The organism is Microcoleus sp. AR_TQ3_B6, assembly GCF_036702785.1.
Taxonomy (GTDB): Bacteria; Cyanobacteriota; Cyanobacteriia; order Cyanobacteriales; family Microcoleaceae; genus Microcoleus.
The window spans coordinates 1-17,524 of record NZ_JAUBVJ010000130.1 but is presented as its reverse complement, the minus strand read 5'-3'; the positions used below and the strand labels follow the sequence as shown (position 1 = coordinate 17,524).

The window sequence follows — 17,524 nt, the reverse complement described above, 5'->3', positions numbered from 1 at the left end:
CCAGTCACTCCGACACCGACACCGACACCAGTCACTCCGACACCGACACCGACACCAGTCACTCCGACACCGACACCGACACCAGTCACTCCGACACCGACACCGACACCAGTCACTCCGACACCGACACCGACACCAGTCACTCCGACACCGACACCGACACCAGTCACTCCGACACCGACACCGACACCAGTCACTCCGACACCGACACCGACACCAGTCACTCCGACACCGACACCAACGCCAGTCACTCCGACACCAACACCGACACCGCCAACTGTTGGTCCCATCGACACGAAGAATTGGTGCGGCGTCGAAGCTGGATTGGATAAACTTGAGAAAATTCTTGACGACCAATTACAGGCAGTTAACCTACCCATTGTCGGCCCTCTTAAGAACATTTCCCCAGATTTTATTGGCAACTTCAAGACTAAGTTAGTTGATACGATTAAAAATGTGGGTTCTCAAAGTCTGAGTCAGTTAGAAACTAGCCTGCGCACTGCACTGGGCTCGGACTTCAATGTTGCTCTAACTGGGAATTCGAGTGCTGCCGAAAGTACCTTGCTAATTACTCTGGGCAAGCAATATCAGTTTCCCGACATCAATCTCACGAAAAACTTAGGAGTACCGGCATTAAGCTTAGATGTAGATGGAAAAGCCCAATCAAAATACAACTACAACTTGTCCCTAGGAGTTGGGGTTAGTAAAGATTTCGGCTGCTACATAGATACTGACAAAACCAAGTTAACCGCCAACATAGACTTAGGCCTAGATGACCAATTCAAGGCAAAAGGCAACTTAGGTTTTTTCCAAGTAGACCTGGCAAACGATACCAAAAACCCTACTAAAGTCGATGCCAACCTGGAAGTCAAGCTCAATGACTTAGACAATCTCGGCGGTGCGAATGATGGAGCTCGCCTCACCTTGCCAGAACTGCAAGGCAGCTATCAGTTTAAAGACTTATTCAATGCCAACTTAACGAGCAATGCTAATCTCGGTCTCACAGCAAAAACCAGTATCAACGGCAATGCTGCATTCCCCTCCTATAACTTCGACTTAGCCGTTAATTGGCCCATCCTGAATTACGCTAACGGTCAATTAACCGGGCCGCAAAAGCCCGCAGTTGCATTTAACAATATGCAACTCGATCTGGGGACATTTGTCAATAATTTTGCCAAACCAGTTATCGGTAAAATTTCTGATGTCATTAAACCATTTGGACCAGTTATCAACTTTCTGAATACCGACACCAAGTTACTGTCTACACTAGGTCTAGCGGGACCGTTTGATAAAAATGGGGATGGTAAAGTTAGCGTACTAGAACTGGCAGCAAAAATCTCTAATACCGATATCGATACTCGCTTTTTAGATGCGGTTGCTAAGGTTGATAAAGTTGTGGATTTGGCAAACCAAATAGCAAATTCTCCCGATAAAATCGATTTTGGCTCTTACACTCTGGGTAATATAGACGTTGCTGATAACAGTGCGAATCTTCAGAATGCTTCCCCGGTTCCAAAGACTGCTGTACAGGAAACCGCTAACCAACAAATCAACTCCAAAACAAGTGGCAAGGTCAAGGAATTCTTAAATGCTTTACAAGATATTGATGGCTTTGATATCCCACTCTTGACCAAACCGGAAACCGCGATTCAATTGCTGATAGGTAAACCGGATGTTCCGCTTTTCAGCTATCAGATGCCCAAACTGGGATTTGACTTTAATATTGAGCAAACTTTTCCGATTTGGGGACCGCTTAAAGGTTTACTTGAAGGCAAGTTTAGTGCTGAAGCTCATTTAGGATTTGGGTACGATACCTACGGATTAAACGAGTGGAAAAACTCGAACTTTGCTGCGGGTTCTGCGGACAAAGTTTTGGATGGATTTTATGTGAGCGATCGCCAAAATGCTGACGGTACAGGGCCAGATGTTGACGAACTCAGTCTTGACGCTAGCATTGCCGTGGGTGCTAAGATAGATGCGCTAATTGCCGAAGGTACTATCAAAGGTGGAATTGAAGGAAAAGTCGGCATTGACTTAATAGATATCGGAGAATTCCAACCGAAACAAGGTGGCGACGGCAAAATCCGAACATCGGAAATTACTTCCCGCATCAGCCAACCCTCGCAACTGTTTGATGTAACAGGACAAGTTAATGCTTTTCTCGGTGCTCAAGTAAAAGCCTACTTACCCGAAATTTGTTATAAAACAATCCCCGAAATAAGCATAAGATTGTTCGGAAAGAAAAGAGTCATCACGCGTGAATTCAGACTCCCTTATCCGTGCTTCGATTACAAAACAGTCTACGATAATAACTTTGCCACATTTGAGTTAGCTAAGTTTAGTCTGGGACCGAGTTCTAGCACTAGGGGCAGAGCAATTAACGGTTACATGGTCGGGGCGACTGTCTTCTTCGATGCCAACTTTAATGGAGTCCAAGATGATAACGAACCGTTCTCAATTACTAACGCGGATGGCAGCTTTGATTTAGATGTCTCTCTTGACAAATTCGACAAGAATAACAGTGGCGACCTCGAACCGACTGAAGGCAAAATTGTACTGATAGACGGCATCAATACCTCTACTTATTTGCCGCAGCAAACGCCCCTATTTGCCACACCAGATGCTATTGTCGTCACTCCGTTAACTACCCTAATGACCGAGTTGGTCGAGCAAGGTACTGACCCTAATCAGGCGCAAATTCAGGTAAAATCAGCATTGGGACTGCCGTCAGCAATTGACTTGACTAGCTACGACCCGTTACAGGCAATTACTCAAAACGACCCGAACGGTTTGGCAGTTTATGCAGCACACGCAAGCGTGCAAAATACCATTGTCTCGATCGCAGATTTAATTAGCGGTGCTTCCAATACTCCTAAAAATGAGATTGCAGCGCGCGTAATTTCCGCCGTGGCCAATCAAATTAAATCTGGCACTCTCGACTTAAGCAATTCCACACAAGTGCAGGCGATTATTCAGTCGGCGACGAGTCAACTGCAAGTACCGCAACTATCTAGTATTGCTTCAGATGCTGCCTCTATTATTGCCGAGGGAAATCAGCGCATAAAGGATCTCGCACAGAGCAATTCCTCGCCCTCAGATGCCGCGACAGAAATCGCCCGCATACAAAAAGTCGCACAAGGAGAAGTAGCCCAAGATTTACTGCAAGTCGCAGCCGGAAATAAAACGATTCAGTCAGCAATTTCCGAAAATACTGGTGCATCTCTAACTACCCAAATTCAGTCGGCGACAGCAAACAATCCCACAGTCCGCAATACCTTAAATACTGATGGTTCTAGTACACCGTCTACCTCCGAAGAACCTTTCCCCAGCAGCGGTATAGAATTCGTCAAAGATGGGACAAATACCGCCGAAAGTACAGATGGCGATGATACCCTCATGGGCAGCGCTGGCGATGATATATTGCGCGGTAAAAAAGGAAATGACTTGCTGTTTAGTCTAGATGGCAACGATTGGATGAATGGCAATCAAGGCAACGACTTGACCGATGGCGGAATGGGTGACGATACTCTGTACGGCGGCAAGGGTTTTGATACTTTGACAGGAGGCGCCGGCAATGACTTCCTTTCTGGCAATCGAGGTGAAGACATCCTGATTGGTGAAAAGGGCGACGATACCCTCTACGGCGGTCAAGGCAATGATATTCTGCTAGGAGGTCAGGGTAACGATTTCCTCAGTGGCGATTTGGGCGATGATTCCTTAGTAGGGGATGTAGGGAGCGATCGCTTCTTGGTTTCCATCAATTCCGGTATTGACACCATCGCTGACTTTGAAGTCGGTCAAGACTTGTTAGTATTGGGTAACGGGCTGACTTTCTCGCAATTGACAATTGCTGAAGATAGCGGTGCAACATTAATCCGGTTTGCACAAACAGGGGAGATTTTAGCTTCTCTGGTGGGCGTTTCTGCTAACAGTATTAGCGCTGTTAATTTCGGATTGATTTAAGAGCGATTGGGGGTCAAGCACTTGTTCTAATAGTTCGCCCGCTCCCCCCCGCGCTCCTTTTAATAAGGGGAGTAGGGGGTGAAACAAGACGGTTCTTTCGTCCCCCTCCTCCGGGGGACGCACGGGGAATCGAGACTTAAACAACTATCAGAAATACAGAGTCTCCTGTTCAATCCACGCCCGTTACCGTTGAACGATCGCGTCTGCGGACGTTGGGCCATGGTTTTATGCGATCGCGTGATTTGTCCAGTTTTCAACGACCACAACATTTGGAACCGTTGTTTTTGACGCTTAAATGCGGCTGTTTTTTAGTTGTTGCTCGCTCAATCTCTGCACTTGCGATCGCCAGAAACAGTTGAGGTGCCATAAGTAGGATGTCGTTTCATCTAGTACCTTTATTCTCTGCAACTTTATGTAAAGAAGGTCTTACGCAAGTGTCACAATTAGTAAGATTATCTACTATCCTACACCCTTTATAATCCGTTCATAATCAAGGTAGTAGAATACCCTACAAGTGGATAGTCCTGTGCCAGTTTGCCTTAGTCCTACTCAAAGATCCAATCACGGAGGAACACATGAAACAACCCAAGATAGAGAGAATGACTAATAAAATCCGCCACTGGCAGAAACTTTTGCAGTTTGCAACTTTGGTAGGAGTCCTCGTACTTGGAATACTTGCCAATGCGCCCCCTGCTCTTGCCTGGAAGCCGACTACCCATGTTTACCTCGGTCAACAGGCGCTCAAGGACGCGGTTGATGATGGCAAAGTAAGCATCTACCGCGTTGATTATAAGAATGGAAAGGTACTCTCCAAGATTGGAGATTACCCCGTTGATAGCAATATTCTGTCAGCGCTGAAGGCAAACCCGTCACAGTACCGTGCAGGGATACTCGGTCCGGACGCTTACCCGGATATATTAACCGGGCAGCAGGTGATCCACCCAGAGCCACAGCTCACGAATATCGCTAGCGGCTCTAACGCTTGGCTCGCGTATCTGTGGGCCCTCACCAATACTCAGGGTAACAATACGCTACAGCACAAAGCGTTCGTAGTAGGCTATCTGACGCACGCCGCCGGAGATATGTATGGTCACACATTCATAAATAACTTCACTGGCGCTCCCTTCAAGATCACACCGCCGGAGGGACCGGAAAACGGAATCAAGCACGTTCTACTAGAGGGATACATTGATAAGCGCCTTGATAAGCAAGAACTAGACTCTAATTTCTTCAACGCAAGCATCGCCGGAGTTGAGGACTTCATCTATCGCAACATGGTCGATGCGAAACCTGGGACACCGCTAGACACATATCTGTTGAAAAAAGGGGGCGGAGGCACTGAGTTTTCCGTGCCACGCATCTACTCTACCCTGCGTGCGCGACTACAGGCAGACATCGACGCCTATTACGCCAAGAAGGCGGAGTACGATCGGCGCTACGACGAAAAGATTCGGGCGGCAAACGCTTGCAGACCTCTTGATTTTAGCTGCAGCGCCACAGCGTTACGTGCTCAGGCGCTGGCGATCCAGGTCGAGAAAGGCGCTTACGTTACCGCCAATGGTCTAATAGTGACGTACAAGGAGTATTGGCGCGAAGATATCGACAGTGGTTTGAAAGCATGGCCTCAGGTGAGCCACGAGGTTGCCAAGGCTCTGTTCTTTAACCCTGAAAGAAAAACAAAAGTTGACGACGCCGAACGCATTCTCAAGAATTACGTCAACAATCACCTGATATCGATGTCTGGTGCACCGGATGCAGTTGGACAGTTTGCGGCACTCGCAGGCAAAATTAGTGACATTATCGCTCAGGTTATCCCTGACTTCTTAGTAGCCCCCATCAGGGAGCTTAAGAATGACATTTATAATGCCATTATTAAGAGCGCGACTGGGATGACTAAGGATCAGCTAAAAGCATACCTTGAGAATCCAGAAACGTACTTTGACCAAGTGTTTGCCAGGGGTTCTGGGCAAAAAGTGAACCTGCAAACTTTCAACAAGGAATATTTGCAAATTAACGATACGGCCTACACTAACCCCAATGAGTCGTTTGACTACCAGAAGTTCCCCCCTGCTTATAACACAGTCACAATGAGCAAGCTGATACTACTGAACAAGAATGGGGTGGACAAACTGTTAGCGGATCTTGGAAGTACGGAGAAGCTGAATGAGCCGAACATTATGCTAGGGTTTATCCCGTCGCTCGATGGTAGCAATCAGTGGTTCGGAGGGACAGGTCCGTTAGCTCCAAAGCAACCAATGATTCTGGCTAAGAGCTGCTCGACTTACAAGCAGGTTTTTATGCAGCAAGCCGGTGAGGTTCCGTGCCCATAAGGATTTGTGTGAGACACCTTCTAGAGCGCCGATTCAGTAATCGGTATTGATAAAGAAGATACACTGTGTTGACAATCCCGGCGTAAACGCACGGGGATTGTCAACACAGTGTGGCCTTAATATTCCTATCACTAGGATTCTCTTTCCTCACCACGTTTGCTTTTTGAGCGTGGTGATACATTTTGGGCGTTTAGGTGCATTGCACTTCCGTAAAGCGAGAGTCCCCGCGTACCACTTCCAAAGCTCTATCTCTAATCGTTTTTGCAGCACCGATATCAGCGTGTTCATGGTAGCCACATTCCACACAGATGAATTTTTCGCCATCTCTGTTTGACCGCTCAATATGACCACAATTTCTGCATTCTCGGCTGGAATGTTTAGGTTAGGATTGACTTTAATTACGATTTTTCCGGGCTTTTCAGCTAGATACTCAACCTTATTTCATCAATTCACCCCAACTTGCGTCAGAAATAGAAAGATTCAAACGTTTTTTCCTTGATTTTCAATTCTTAGGAAACCTCGCCTTCCTGACGGTGATAACAAGAGTAAAAAGCCGCACCCATGGCGGATTTACCGAACTCTATCTCAAAAAATATGGGGTCGAAATTGTTAATTTGGCTCATCTATTACAGCATTTTTTAGGTAAGTGAGGTACATAGCTTTCGATAGAGGACACGGCAGTGCCGTTTCCCTACGGTGCTCGATCGCTTGACGGGTGTACTTCATCAACGCGGAATCTGCTGTAATTGTGTTTTCTCAATTTTACCAAAACCACTTAGAAAAACAACTGAAACGGACAGAATACCAGACCTTGAAGATTCTAGTATAGCAATCCTAAATGATTATACTCGTTACCAAGAAGAGCCTGGTAACGCATATCCGGAGGAAGAGCCTCCATTGTGGCAGCCGAGGCAGAGCAAGAGTGACATCGGTTCCCAGGCTCTGCCTGGAAGTTAAATTTGTGCTTAGTCTAAACTCCAAAACTGATGCGAGGATTGCTATATCTGGTATATTTTTTGCCGAGCCACAGACAATTTAGTATTACCTTGCTGCTTCTTTAATGCCTTATCAGATTCAATTGGATTAAAATCAGCAGAGTATGGGTAAAAACACAAGATAGAAGCAGCCACCACGACAATCATAGGCTTAATTAAAGCTAGTTTATGCGCGGGTAAATTATCAATTCACGTCTACTGCTTCCGACCACAATTGTGGCGCTAAACATTTCTCGATAAATACCTCAAATGCTTTGCCATCCATCGAGTTATCCATTGTCATTAGTGCCACTACTCGAAGAGAGACTAATTGCACCAATGAGTGTGACTTTCTTTCCAAGGGTAAAAAGATTTGAGCGCCTAGGCTTTAGTTCATCGTTGGAAGCATGAGTTCTGGTTAAACCTAGCAATACTCCAGTCTCATCTAAAAAGACTAAATTTCTTGGCTCGATATCCTTGCCTTTTTCCCAATATTCTAACCTTAACTTCATGACTCTTTCTGTTTCTGCGTGGCTACTCCTGATAGTTTTTTTTGACGATTTAATACTCACTTCTGTAAGGCACTACACATTGCTGTTATACCTACCAAATTTATTGTCTTTTGGGCGAATAACTCACACAATTCTACCCTGGTTGCATCGGAATGTGTTGCCACTATTTTTCTTAACTCTGTTGAGGCATTATTCCAATGACTGTATTTCGGTTTACCCCAGGGTTGAGACTGTAAATTACCCTCTATTTTTTGTTGCTTGACAACTTTTTTAAAAGAGCTTTTACTCACTGCCAATATTTCTGCTGTTTTTCTGATCGACAGCTTCTTCTCGCTTATGGACGGCTACTATGAAAGGAGCGCAAATCTACTACGTATGCTTTCATTAGTATATTATTTTAGTCGATTTTCTTGTACCTCATAACATCCGGAAGTGCTGTAGATCGCATAACTTATTTACGATCGAACAGATGCCTCTTGACGATTGCTCTAATGTTAAGGAATGTTTCGCCAACAGTATCGTATCTCGGCTTTACCCCGAGGTTGCGATCGCCTGTACTCAGTTTTTGGATTGGATTATATGGTCAATCTCGATCCTGGCTTCAATTCTGGAAATGCCGTCAGGATTTCTGGTCTTTATTGTCATCACTTAACATATTGAGCAATTTTTTGGCGACTATAGCGCCGACGACGACTCCACCAACCACTTGAGCAACCTTGACAGCTTGCTTTACCCCATCACCAGAATTGATATGTTCGTGGAATATCTCATCTTTTAGCCAGTCTGTACTAACTTTGAAGTTATGAACCGGAGTGGGCAATAGCTCTAGATAAGTGCCTTGACGAATCAGATGACCAACTTCGCCTGTCACTTCAAAAACATCGTAAATGTTAGCTGCACCATTTTCTAACCCTAGTTTTAGAAGGGTTCCGCGTAGGTTAACCTGAGCTGGTTTTGGCTCATGTCCTAATGCGATCGCTTTGAGATTATGCGCGATCGCGGCTCCTTGCTGATAAGCTACTTGGGCAGTAGGAGGCAAAGGTTTAGTCTCATTGTGTTGTTCAGAAGAATGAGATATTAGCTCTTTATGCCGCTCTAAATTCTCGTCCTCCTGGCTCTCAACCGTTGATGATTGTACATCCACCGCACAATCACCACCCGCAAAAACTTCTGGAAAATCGGGCAACTGCAAAGTGGGAGTAACGTGAACGCGACCGTGTTTATCGCGGTGTTCGTCGGGAATCGGCAAGTTTTTAATCAGTGGATGTGTAGCCGTTCCAGTTGTCCAAATCGTAGTGGATGCTAGTAGTATCTCGGATTTACCATCCCGCTTATATTCAACTGAATCTCGACGAATAGCCGTCGCTTCTGATCCCGTTATTAACTCCACTGACACGGCACGTTTTTGCAATTCCTGCTCGGCGGTTTCGCGCAGATGACTATTAATATCACCCTTGAGAATTTCGTTGCCGTGATTAATTAGTACCACCCGGACTTCTTGAGGATTACCTCCCAATGCTTCATACCAGTGAGGTAGCAAATCGGCTAAAGTGGCTGCCATTTCTACACCACTTGGGCCGCCACCGATCGCAGCTACAGTTAGTAGCCGACGACGTTGTTCGGGGTCTTCAATTTGAACGGCTCGTTGTAAGCAGTCGCGCAGGTGGCGATCGAGTGCGATCGCATTTTCTTCGGTACGGAAATCAAAAGCATACTCTTTGGCACCCTCAACACCAAAATAAGCAGTAACGCTACCTAAAGCTAACACTAAGTTGCTGTAATTGTAGCCCTCCCCCGATGTTAATTTGACTTCCCGTTGATGGAGGTCAATCGATTGCACCGTATCTTGCACAAAAATGACACCGCTATCCTTGAGTAGTTCCTCAAAACGCGGTACTACCTGATTACCATCCATCTCTCCACTGAAATACTCGTAAAGTAAGGGCTTAAAACAAAAGCGTTCAGAGCTATCAATTAGGATGATGCTTCTTGGATAGTGTTCGTGGGCTAGATGCAAAGCTGTAAAAAGACCAGTAAAACCACCGCCAACAATTACAGTCTGATAAATTGGGTTGTTCATACAATCATTTTGCTCCAGTAATTGAGAGTACAGTTGACAGTTGACAGTTGACAGTTGACGGTTGACCAAGAATTTCAAAGGTGGTACCCGCCACGTGATTTATCCGTGGAATCAATCCCAAATCTCAAATCTAAAATCCTCAAGAAAGAGCATTTATCCGTGGGGTCAATCTAAAATCTAAAATCTAAAATCTAAAATCGATTGACGGTGAGTTGAAAATCGGATCTGCAACGCAAGTTCTGCTATTTAATGAAAAAGAAAGCAATTAATGCCACGCTGAGAAAGATAGCGAGCACGATAGCGTGTTCTACTCTGGGGCTAATCATCTTGACAGCAATCACTAAGCTAGCCGCTAGGAGGACAACCCCAACGTCCACAATGATTGAGCCGCGTTGGTCAATTAGCGGATCTTTTTGGACTGATTCAGCAGAAATCAGAAAGTAAGTTCTGATGATTGCCGGCAATTGTTGAGTTGGTAAATTCATCAAAAAGCTCCTTTAATTTTATTAACAGTCCAGGACGCAATTGTCACACTTTAACGACGCTGTAGGGTGCGTAAGTTTTGAGTTTAGTATTAAAAATTAGGCTTTTTCTTTCCTGACTCACCCTACCTTATGTGTCCGTTGCGTAAGTCCCGGTCAAGCAAGGTACGATTGCATTGGTTTGAGCTGCTGCAAACATTTCATAATCGACTTTTATTCTCAGTAGCGTGTCTGCAAAGTTATTTCCTTAATATAGCAATATTCAAGTACGGTTTGGTTACAAATAACCATTCATTTTTAGACTGTAAATTGCTAAGTTCGCCAGAGATAGACCAGTGAGAACAGGACAACCCAAATCACGTCAACGAAGTGCCAGAACAGAGTAGTTGCACTAACGCCGAAGTGACTGGAGTTGTAGTTACCCCGAATGAAGGAACGAGAAACCATGAGCAACTGCAAGAGAATGCCAGCAAGAACGTGCAGTCCGTGGAATCCTGTCAGCAGGTAAAATGTTGCGCCCATCAGCCCGTCCGTCAGCCGAAAATTAAGGTTACTCCACTCGATCGCCTGAGCAACTAAAAAGTAAATTCCCATCCCAGAAGTCAAGGCCCAAAGCCAGCGAAATCTAATAATTTTATCGCGTTTAAGGGCGTTTTCTGCGGCTTGAATAACGAAGCTACTGGAAAGCAGTACCACAGTATTAATAATGATAAATTTAGACAATTCCGGGCCCTTGATACCAGGCGGCAGCCAGTTGGGATGGGTCAATCGTAGAGCAATATAGGTGAAGAAAAAGCTGACAAAAACTAGGCTCTCTGACAGCAAGAATACTGTAACGCCGAACATCCCTTTACCATGATGATCGTGAGCTATGCCGCCACCAATTGGCAAGAACCTTTGTAGCCAATTAGGCAGGGACTGTACTAAGCGATCGAAACGGATCGGGCTTTCATCTATGTGATGTGTAGAATTTGGCATAACTCAGATGATTTTGGATGTAAGATTTTTGGAAAAACTGTTAATAATAAATTCTCCCCCCTCGCCTTATTTATTCTTGAGCAGCGGCAGCATTTGGTATCGTTTTAGAGTTGTAATGATAAGGCGGCTCATTGACAACAGGGATTGCCTCAAAGTTCTCCCTCGGTGGTGGCGAAGAAGTCTTCCACTCCAACCCTGTAGCGTGCCAGGGATTGTCTGATACCTTCTTACCCAATAGCAAAGAACCAACTATATTGGCAATAAAGGGCAGTGTAGATATACCCAATAAAAACCCTCCCAAACTAGCAACAATGTTCCATCCTTGAAACTGCGGATCGTAAGAGGAAACCCGGCGCACCATACCCTGTAAACCTAGTGGGTGCATGGGAAAAAAGGTAAGGTTAGCACCGATAAGAGTTAAAAAGAAATGCACTTTTCCCCAGCCTTCGGCGTACATCCGCCCGGTTATTTTTGGGAACCAGAAGTAAATCGCCGCAAATATTGCCATCGTGATTGTATTGTGGACGACGTAGTGGAAGTGGCCTACTACAAAGTAGGTGTTGTTAACGTGAATATCAAACGGCACTGAACTAAGCATGATGCCAGTAATTCCACCGAAAACAAACATCAATACACCTCCTAAGGCAAATAACATGGGGGTTAAAAGATGCAGTCTCCCATTCCAGACTGTGGCAGTCCAAGCAAATACTTTTACACCAGTAGGTACGCCAACTAACATTGAGGAAACCATAAATAGCATCCGCATCCAATTGGGTGTGGCGCTGGCAAACAGATGGTGTACCCAAACGAAAATACTTACTAACCCAATTCCGAAAGAAGCGATCGCTACCGATCGATAGCCAAACAAAGGATTGCGAGAAAAGGCGGGGAGAATTTCCGAAAAGATGCCGAAAGCAGGCAGCGCCATGACGTAAACTGCTGGATGGGAGTAGAACCAAAATAAGTGCTGGTAGATGATTGGGTCGCCATTCTCTAGGGGTTTGAAGAAATTTGTCCCAAAAGTGAGGTCAAAAAATAAAAGTACGATCGCGCCCGTCAGGGAAGGTAAACAAATTAGTTGCAGCAACTGGGCGCTGAGAACTGTCCAAACGAAAATTGGCATCCGAAAAAACGTCATCCCCGGTGCCCGCATCCAAACAATTGTGGTAATAAAGTTCACTCCCCCCATAATCGATGAAATACCCAGCAGCATTACACTTAGTATCCAAATTGATTCGCCGTTAATGGGATAGCCAGTTGGGTTTTGGAGGCTGATTGGTGGGTAAGACCACCAGCCAGCTTGTGCGGGTCCACCTTGTACTAAAAAGCTCGATAGTAGCAGGATACCTGCTGGGGGGATTATCCAAAAGGCGATCGCATTCAGAACTGGAAACGCCATGTCTTTGGCCCCAATCATCAACGGCACTAAGTAGTTGGCAAGACCAGCATTGAACGGGATAATCCACAGGAAAATCATCACCGTGCCGTGCAAGGTGAATAAGCCATTATATAAAGAGCGATCGACCAAATCTGATTCGGGAGTAAGCAGTTCGCCACGAATAATCATCGCCAACAGACCACCAATTAAAAAGAAAATGAAGGTCGTCACCATGTATTGAACGCCGATAACTTTATGGTCGGTGCTAAAACTGAAATATTCCCGCCAGTTTGTATCAGATTTGCTGTTGCGATCTTCCGATTCGTCAGTAATTTCGATAGAGTTATTTGTCATGTATTTTTTATTTACGGGTAGCAGCTTGAGAAATCCACCGCTCAAAAGCTTCTGGCGATTCAACGTATACATTCGCCTCCATTAAGGCAAAGTCTGTGCCGCTGAATTGGGAATCGCGCAGGTGATATTTGCCGATTTTGGTGGGGGTTAATACAATGTTAATGTTGCGGTTGGGAATCATATCTTGCTTTAACCGGAATTCAGGGACATAAAAGCCGTGAATCACGTCTTGGGAATTCAAATTTAAGCGGGTACGTTCATTTACTTTTAGATGTAATTCGTTACTAATAACATTATTTGGATAGCGGAAAGACCAAACCCACTGTTTAGCCACAACTTCAATATTTTCAGCAGGTTGAGTCGTGTTTTTGGTCGTTGCAGCGGCAGCAGGTTCTTCTAATAGGTGAAGATGCACGATCGGTTGTAGCCCCTCAATATCTAGTTGTTGATAAATGCTGAAACTTTGAGCTGCAAGCCACAACACCAGCACAGTTGGGGCAACAGTCCAGAGGATTTCTAGCCTCACATCGCTTCTGGCAGGATGACCGTGACTCCAGTCTCCTTTGGGTGCTCGACCGGTGAGGATTGAGTATCCGATCGTGCCTGCGATCGCGAGAAAGATGAAGGTTCCCACTGAGGTTAAAAAGCTAAATATGCGATCGACTCGTTCTGCTTCTGCGGTGGCCTGGACCGGCATCCAAGAGTATGCGCGATCGCCAATCCAGCGGGATATTATAAGAATTACCGCGATGAAAACCGTTAATAATAGTGCGTTAAAAATTCTCCTCATCGCATCCCTATAAAATTAATTTTCCTAGTATTTTTGTTGGTCTTGTTTAAGTAGTTTTTATAGTGCCTGTGACGCATAAAAATTCTCCTCATCGCATCCCTATAAAATTAATTTTCCTAGTATTTTTGTTGGTCTTGTTTAAGTAGTTTTTATAGTGCCTGTGACGCAGTCGTTTGCTAATAAAATTAGGGCTTGATTGTCGGACACTCCCTACTAATTTGGCTAGTTGCACAAGTCCTAATTCTAGTATATTTGTTGGCATCATTTGAGTAACAAATTGGGATTTTTACCTTGTCGGATTAAGGCCGCCGCCGTATTATGTATCCCGAACTCATCTCCCATCTGCGCCCCTAATGTTCCGTGGACAAACAACAGTCCTAACATGGCAATGCCCACCAACAAATAGCTCCAATGCACTTGGATCGTGGCATCTTTGCGCCAGCGGTAGCGCTGCAACCCCCTCCACACAGTCATGGCAACGATCGCTGCTAACAGTAAGAGTCCACCTATACCATGCAAGAGCATCGTTGCACCAGCCCCCAAACCCCAAGCACTATTCATATTTGTGGGTGGGTTTGCGAGCATAATCTCAAAAAACCCGGCTGCGACGGTAAAAAATGTGATAACAGCACTTGCTAAAAGATTGTACCAACCAACATCGAAAAAGCTGGAACGAATCGCAGTCAGAGCCAAAAATTTGAGGATTGGTTTTTCAAACCGAAACAGCGTTCCTGCAATATCAAAAATTATGGCAATAATGAATAAACCCAAAGTGAAATGCACTAGCTGCGGATGAATTGGAACCTTGTAGGGTAATCCGTTCGCACCTAGCTTGAACCACAACTGATCGATAAGTTGCGAGTTCATTGTAAGAGTCCATTCTTTGTGGCTTCAACTACTGGCTCTACGTGCAGCCCGTATACCCAAACTAACTGACTTCCTAAATATTGTTGAAAGAATACTAAACAAATTAAAAATGTTGCAACACCTAGATAAGCAACAGGTATATTTTGTGGAGTGCGGGCGCGAACCGCGAACCGCCATGCGGTAATCGCGACAATAATTGCCGAAAGTGACCAGCCAGTAATTGTGTGCAAATTCAGTGTGGGCTTGACTGCTTCGTAAGGCTGGGCTAAACCAGCTTCAAACTGACCAAATATGACGGCGAAGCAAATAGAAACTGAAGCAACAAACATATTCCAGAAACTTACCTCAAACAAACGATGATTGCGGGTAAAATATCCTACCACGTCGCAGAAAAAGGAAAAAAACACCATTGCGATCGCGAAATGAACGATGATGGGATGGAGCGGATCTGGGTAAGGTAGATTCGCATTATTGAGAGGCAGAGGCATCGCTTTCCTTTTTTTTACTTGATTTCCGGCGGAGAGCTGACATGGATTTCTCTAAGTATATAGATTGAGCTTAATTTTAAACAAACATATCTATCTAAAGATTGATCTCAGCCTCAAAAACAACCTTTGCTTCTAAAACTATTTGGCTTTCCACTAGACCTCTTGCAAAAGTTAAAAATTCACCCCCTCAGTCCCCCCGCGGCTTCGGGGGGAAGCAAGAAAAATTAGGCTGCCTCTCCTTACGGCGATCGCTTGTCATATTTTTGACACACTAATGACATAAATTTTTCTCTTTGATCGCAAAAAATTTTGTTTAAAAATTAAAATAATATGTAATTTGTCCAGAAAATAATCATGAAATTCTATTGTATTATCAGAAATATAGCAATCCTAAATCAGTTTCAATAACTGGTTAACTTTTAACTTCCAGGCAGAGCCTGGGAACCGATGTCCAGAGGCTCTGCCTCGGCCTAGACTGTGGAGGCAGAGCCTCCGGATCTGCGTTACCAGGCAGAGCCTGGTAACGAGTATAACGAGTATAATCATTTAGGATTGCTATAGACGCTAATTACCCCATTAGATAGACGTAGTTACTTCTATAAATCCCTAAAGTTAGCCCAGAAACCAAGAGCTAAATCTTTAAGTAGTTACATTAAGTAGGGTGGGCGATCGCCAATAGCCACATTAGCTATAGCAATCCTAAATGAGTCGTAAAAATTTTACCCCACCCCAACCCTCCCCTTACTAAGGGGAGGGAGTAAGAAGTTCACAAATGATTTAGGATTGCTATATGAGTTACAATTTTTGGGCAGCGATCGCCCACCTTACGTTTAATTATGTCCCTCTACTTAACTGGTTGTTAATCGTATTTATTAGGTAAAAATTTAGTTTCTAGGAAACAAGATGAGGAAAAAATATGAGCTATTCCCCTAATCTTCTCAAAGGCCAAAAAGCACTCGTAACGGGTGCTAGTTCTGGTATTGGTGAAGGAGTAGCCCGTGCTTTGGCTGCATCGGGTGCTTCTGTTGCAGTCAACTACCATTCTGAACAGGAAGCAGCAGAAAAGATTGTCAGCGAGATTAAATCGCTTGGTGGGGAGGCGATCGCCATTGGTGCAAATGTTGCCAAGGAAGAAGAAGTTTTGTCTATGTTCGATCAAATGTACCAGCACTTTGGCACGATCGACATTTTGGTAAACAACGCGGGATTGCAAAAAGACTCAGCCTTTGTAGACATGACCCTCGACCATTGGAATTTGGTGATTGGCATCAACCTAACCGGACAATTTCTCTGCGCCCGTGAAGCGGCAAAAGAATTTCTCAAGCGGGGCGTGAAGCCAGATATTTCCTGTGCCGCAGGCAAAATCATCTGTATGAGTTCGGTACACGAGGTGATTCCTTGGGCGGGTCACGTCAACTACGCTACCAGTAAGGGCGGCATCCACATGATGATGCAGAGTATAGCCCAGGAACTCGCACCTCACAGAATTCGGGTCAACAGCATTGCACCCGGTGCGATTAAAACTCCCATCAATAAAGCAGCCTGGGACACGCCAGAAGCTGAGGCCAAATTACTAAAACTCATTCCCGCAAACCGGGTCGGAGATGTAGCAGATATCGCCAAAGCTGCTGTTTGGCTTGCATCGGATGACTCAGATTATGTGAATGGTACAACTCTATTTGTAGACGGCGGCATGACTCTGTATCCAGGGTTCGCGGCGGGGGGCTAGATGAACGCAGAACAGCAACGCTTAGAGGAAAATCGCGAACCGCATCAACCTTGGTATCGTTGGGGTTCCTACCTGAGCGATCGCCAATGGGGTACAGTGCGAGAAGACTATTCACCTGACGGTTCAGCTTGGGACTACTTTCCTCATGACCATGCGCGATCGCGCGTTTACCGTTGGGGTGAAGATGGACTGGGTGGATGGTGCGATCGGCACAGTCAACTCTGCTTTAGTCTAGCAGTGTGGAATGGCCGCGATCCAATTTTAAAAGAACGCTTGTTTGGGCTAACCAACGGACAGGGAAATCACGGTGAGGATGTCAAAGAATACTATTTCTACCTAGACAACACGCCTACTCATTCCTATATGCGCTGGTTGTACAAATATCCGCAACAGGAATTTCCCTACACTCAGCTTGTAGAGGAGAACGCTCATCGCCAAAAGGATCGACCAGAATTTGAACTGCTGGATACGGGGGTGTTTGACGATAATCGCTACTTTGATGTGGTTGCGGAATACGCTAAAGGGTAGTGCTTTTTTGTAAAGGACAGAGGAAAACAATCTATCTTATTATGCAATCCCCATTTTTTTTCTGATTTGTT

The 17,524-nt window shown here is 45.1% G+C and carries 11 protein-coding genes and 1 pseudogene; 4 read left to right on the top strand and 8 right to left on the bottom strand.

Annotated features, from left to right (window positions below):
- Together QUB56_RS34225 and QUB56_RS34220 are read left to right on the top strand one after the other, a co-directional pair.
- Nucleotides 1-3,963 (top strand): calcium-binding protein (locus tag QUB56_RS34225; RefSeq protein WP_332960799.1); only part of this gene is annotated, 3,963 nt, incomplete at its 5' end.
- 575 nt (nt 3,964-4,538) lie between these two features.
- Complete coding sequence (locus QUB56_RS34220) at nt 4,539-6,293, top strand: hypothetical protein (RefSeq protein ID WP_332960798.1); 1,755 nt, start codon at nt 4,539-4,541, stop codon at nt 6,291-6,293.
- A gap of 190 nt (nt 6,294-6,483) precedes the next feature.
- Here QUB56_RS34220 and QUB56_RS37560 read toward each other — a convergent pair.
- The 8 genes and pseudogenes from QUB56_RS37560 to QUB56_RS34185 all read right to left on the bottom strand — a co-directional run.
- Nucleotides 6,484-6,663 (bottom strand): annotated as a pseudogene (locus tag QUB56_RS37560) (zinc ribbon domain-containing protein); the annotation flags it as partial.
- Nucleotides 6,664-8,398: 1,735 nt separating this feature from the next.
- Nucleotides 8,399-9,859, bottom strand: a complete 1,461-nt coding sequence (locus QUB56_RS34215; RefSeq protein WP_332960797.1) for an NAD(P)/FAD-dependent oxidoreductase — start codon at nt 9,857-9,859, stop codon at nt 8,399-8,401.
- 242 nt (nt 9,860-10,101) lie between these two features.
- The gene (locus QUB56_RS34210) at nt 10,102-10,344 is read right to left on the bottom strand and encodes a hypothetical protein (RefSeq protein ID WP_332960796.1); all 243 of its coding nucleotides are present in this window, start codon (nt 10,342-10,344) and stop codon (nt 10,102-10,104) included.
- Nucleotides 10,345-10,653: 309 nt separating this feature from the next.
- Nucleotides 10,654-11,319, bottom strand: coding sequence for a heme-copper oxidase subunit III (locus QUB56_RS34205; protein WP_332960795.1), 666 nt, complete (start codon nt 11,317-11,319; stop codon nt 10,654-10,656).
- A 70-nt stretch (nt 11,320-11,389) separates the two neighbouring features.
- Nucleotides 11,390-13,051: a cytochrome c oxidase subunit I gene (ctaD, locus tag QUB56_RS34200; RefSeq protein WP_332960794.1), complete on the bottom strand. Its 1,662-nt coding sequence runs from the start codon at nt 13,049-13,051 to the stop codon at nt 11,390-11,392.
- Nucleotides 13,052-13,058: 7 nt separating this feature from the next.
- Nucleotides 13,059-13,748 (bottom strand): cytochrome c oxidase subunit II, encoded by a 690-nt coding sequence (locus tag QUB56_RS34195; RefSeq protein WP_332960793.1) that lies wholly within the window; start codon nt 13,746-13,748, stop codon nt 13,059-13,061.
- A gap of 354 nt (nt 13,749-14,102) precedes the next feature.
- A complete protein-coding gene (locus QUB56_RS34190; protein WP_332960792.1) occupies nt 14,103-14,708 on the bottom strand; it encodes a DUF2231 domain-containing protein in 606 nt (201 codons plus the stop codon).
- Entirely contained in the window at nt 14,705-15,196 is a 492-nt protein-coding gene (locus QUB56_RS34185) for a DUF2231 domain-containing protein (protein ID WP_332960791.1), read from the bottom strand. Before QUB56_RS34185 ends, QUB56_RS34190 begins: the two co-directional genes overlap by 4 nt.
- A 916-nt stretch (nt 15,197-16,112) precedes the next feature.
- Between QUB56_RS34185 and QUB56_RS34180 the strand changes: the two genes are divergently transcribed.
- Together QUB56_RS34180 and QUB56_RS34175 are read left to right on the top strand one after the other, a co-directional pair.
- Entirely contained in the window at nt 16,113-16,925 is an 813-nt protein-coding gene (locus tag QUB56_RS34180; RefSeq protein WP_332960790.1) for an SDR family oxidoreductase, read from the top strand.
- Complete coding sequence (locus tag QUB56_RS34175) at nt 16,926-17,453, top strand: hypothetical protein (protein WP_332960789.1); 528 nt, start codon at nt 16,926-16,928, stop codon at nt 17,451-17,453.
- Nucleotides 17,454-17,524 lie beyond the last annotated feature (71 nt).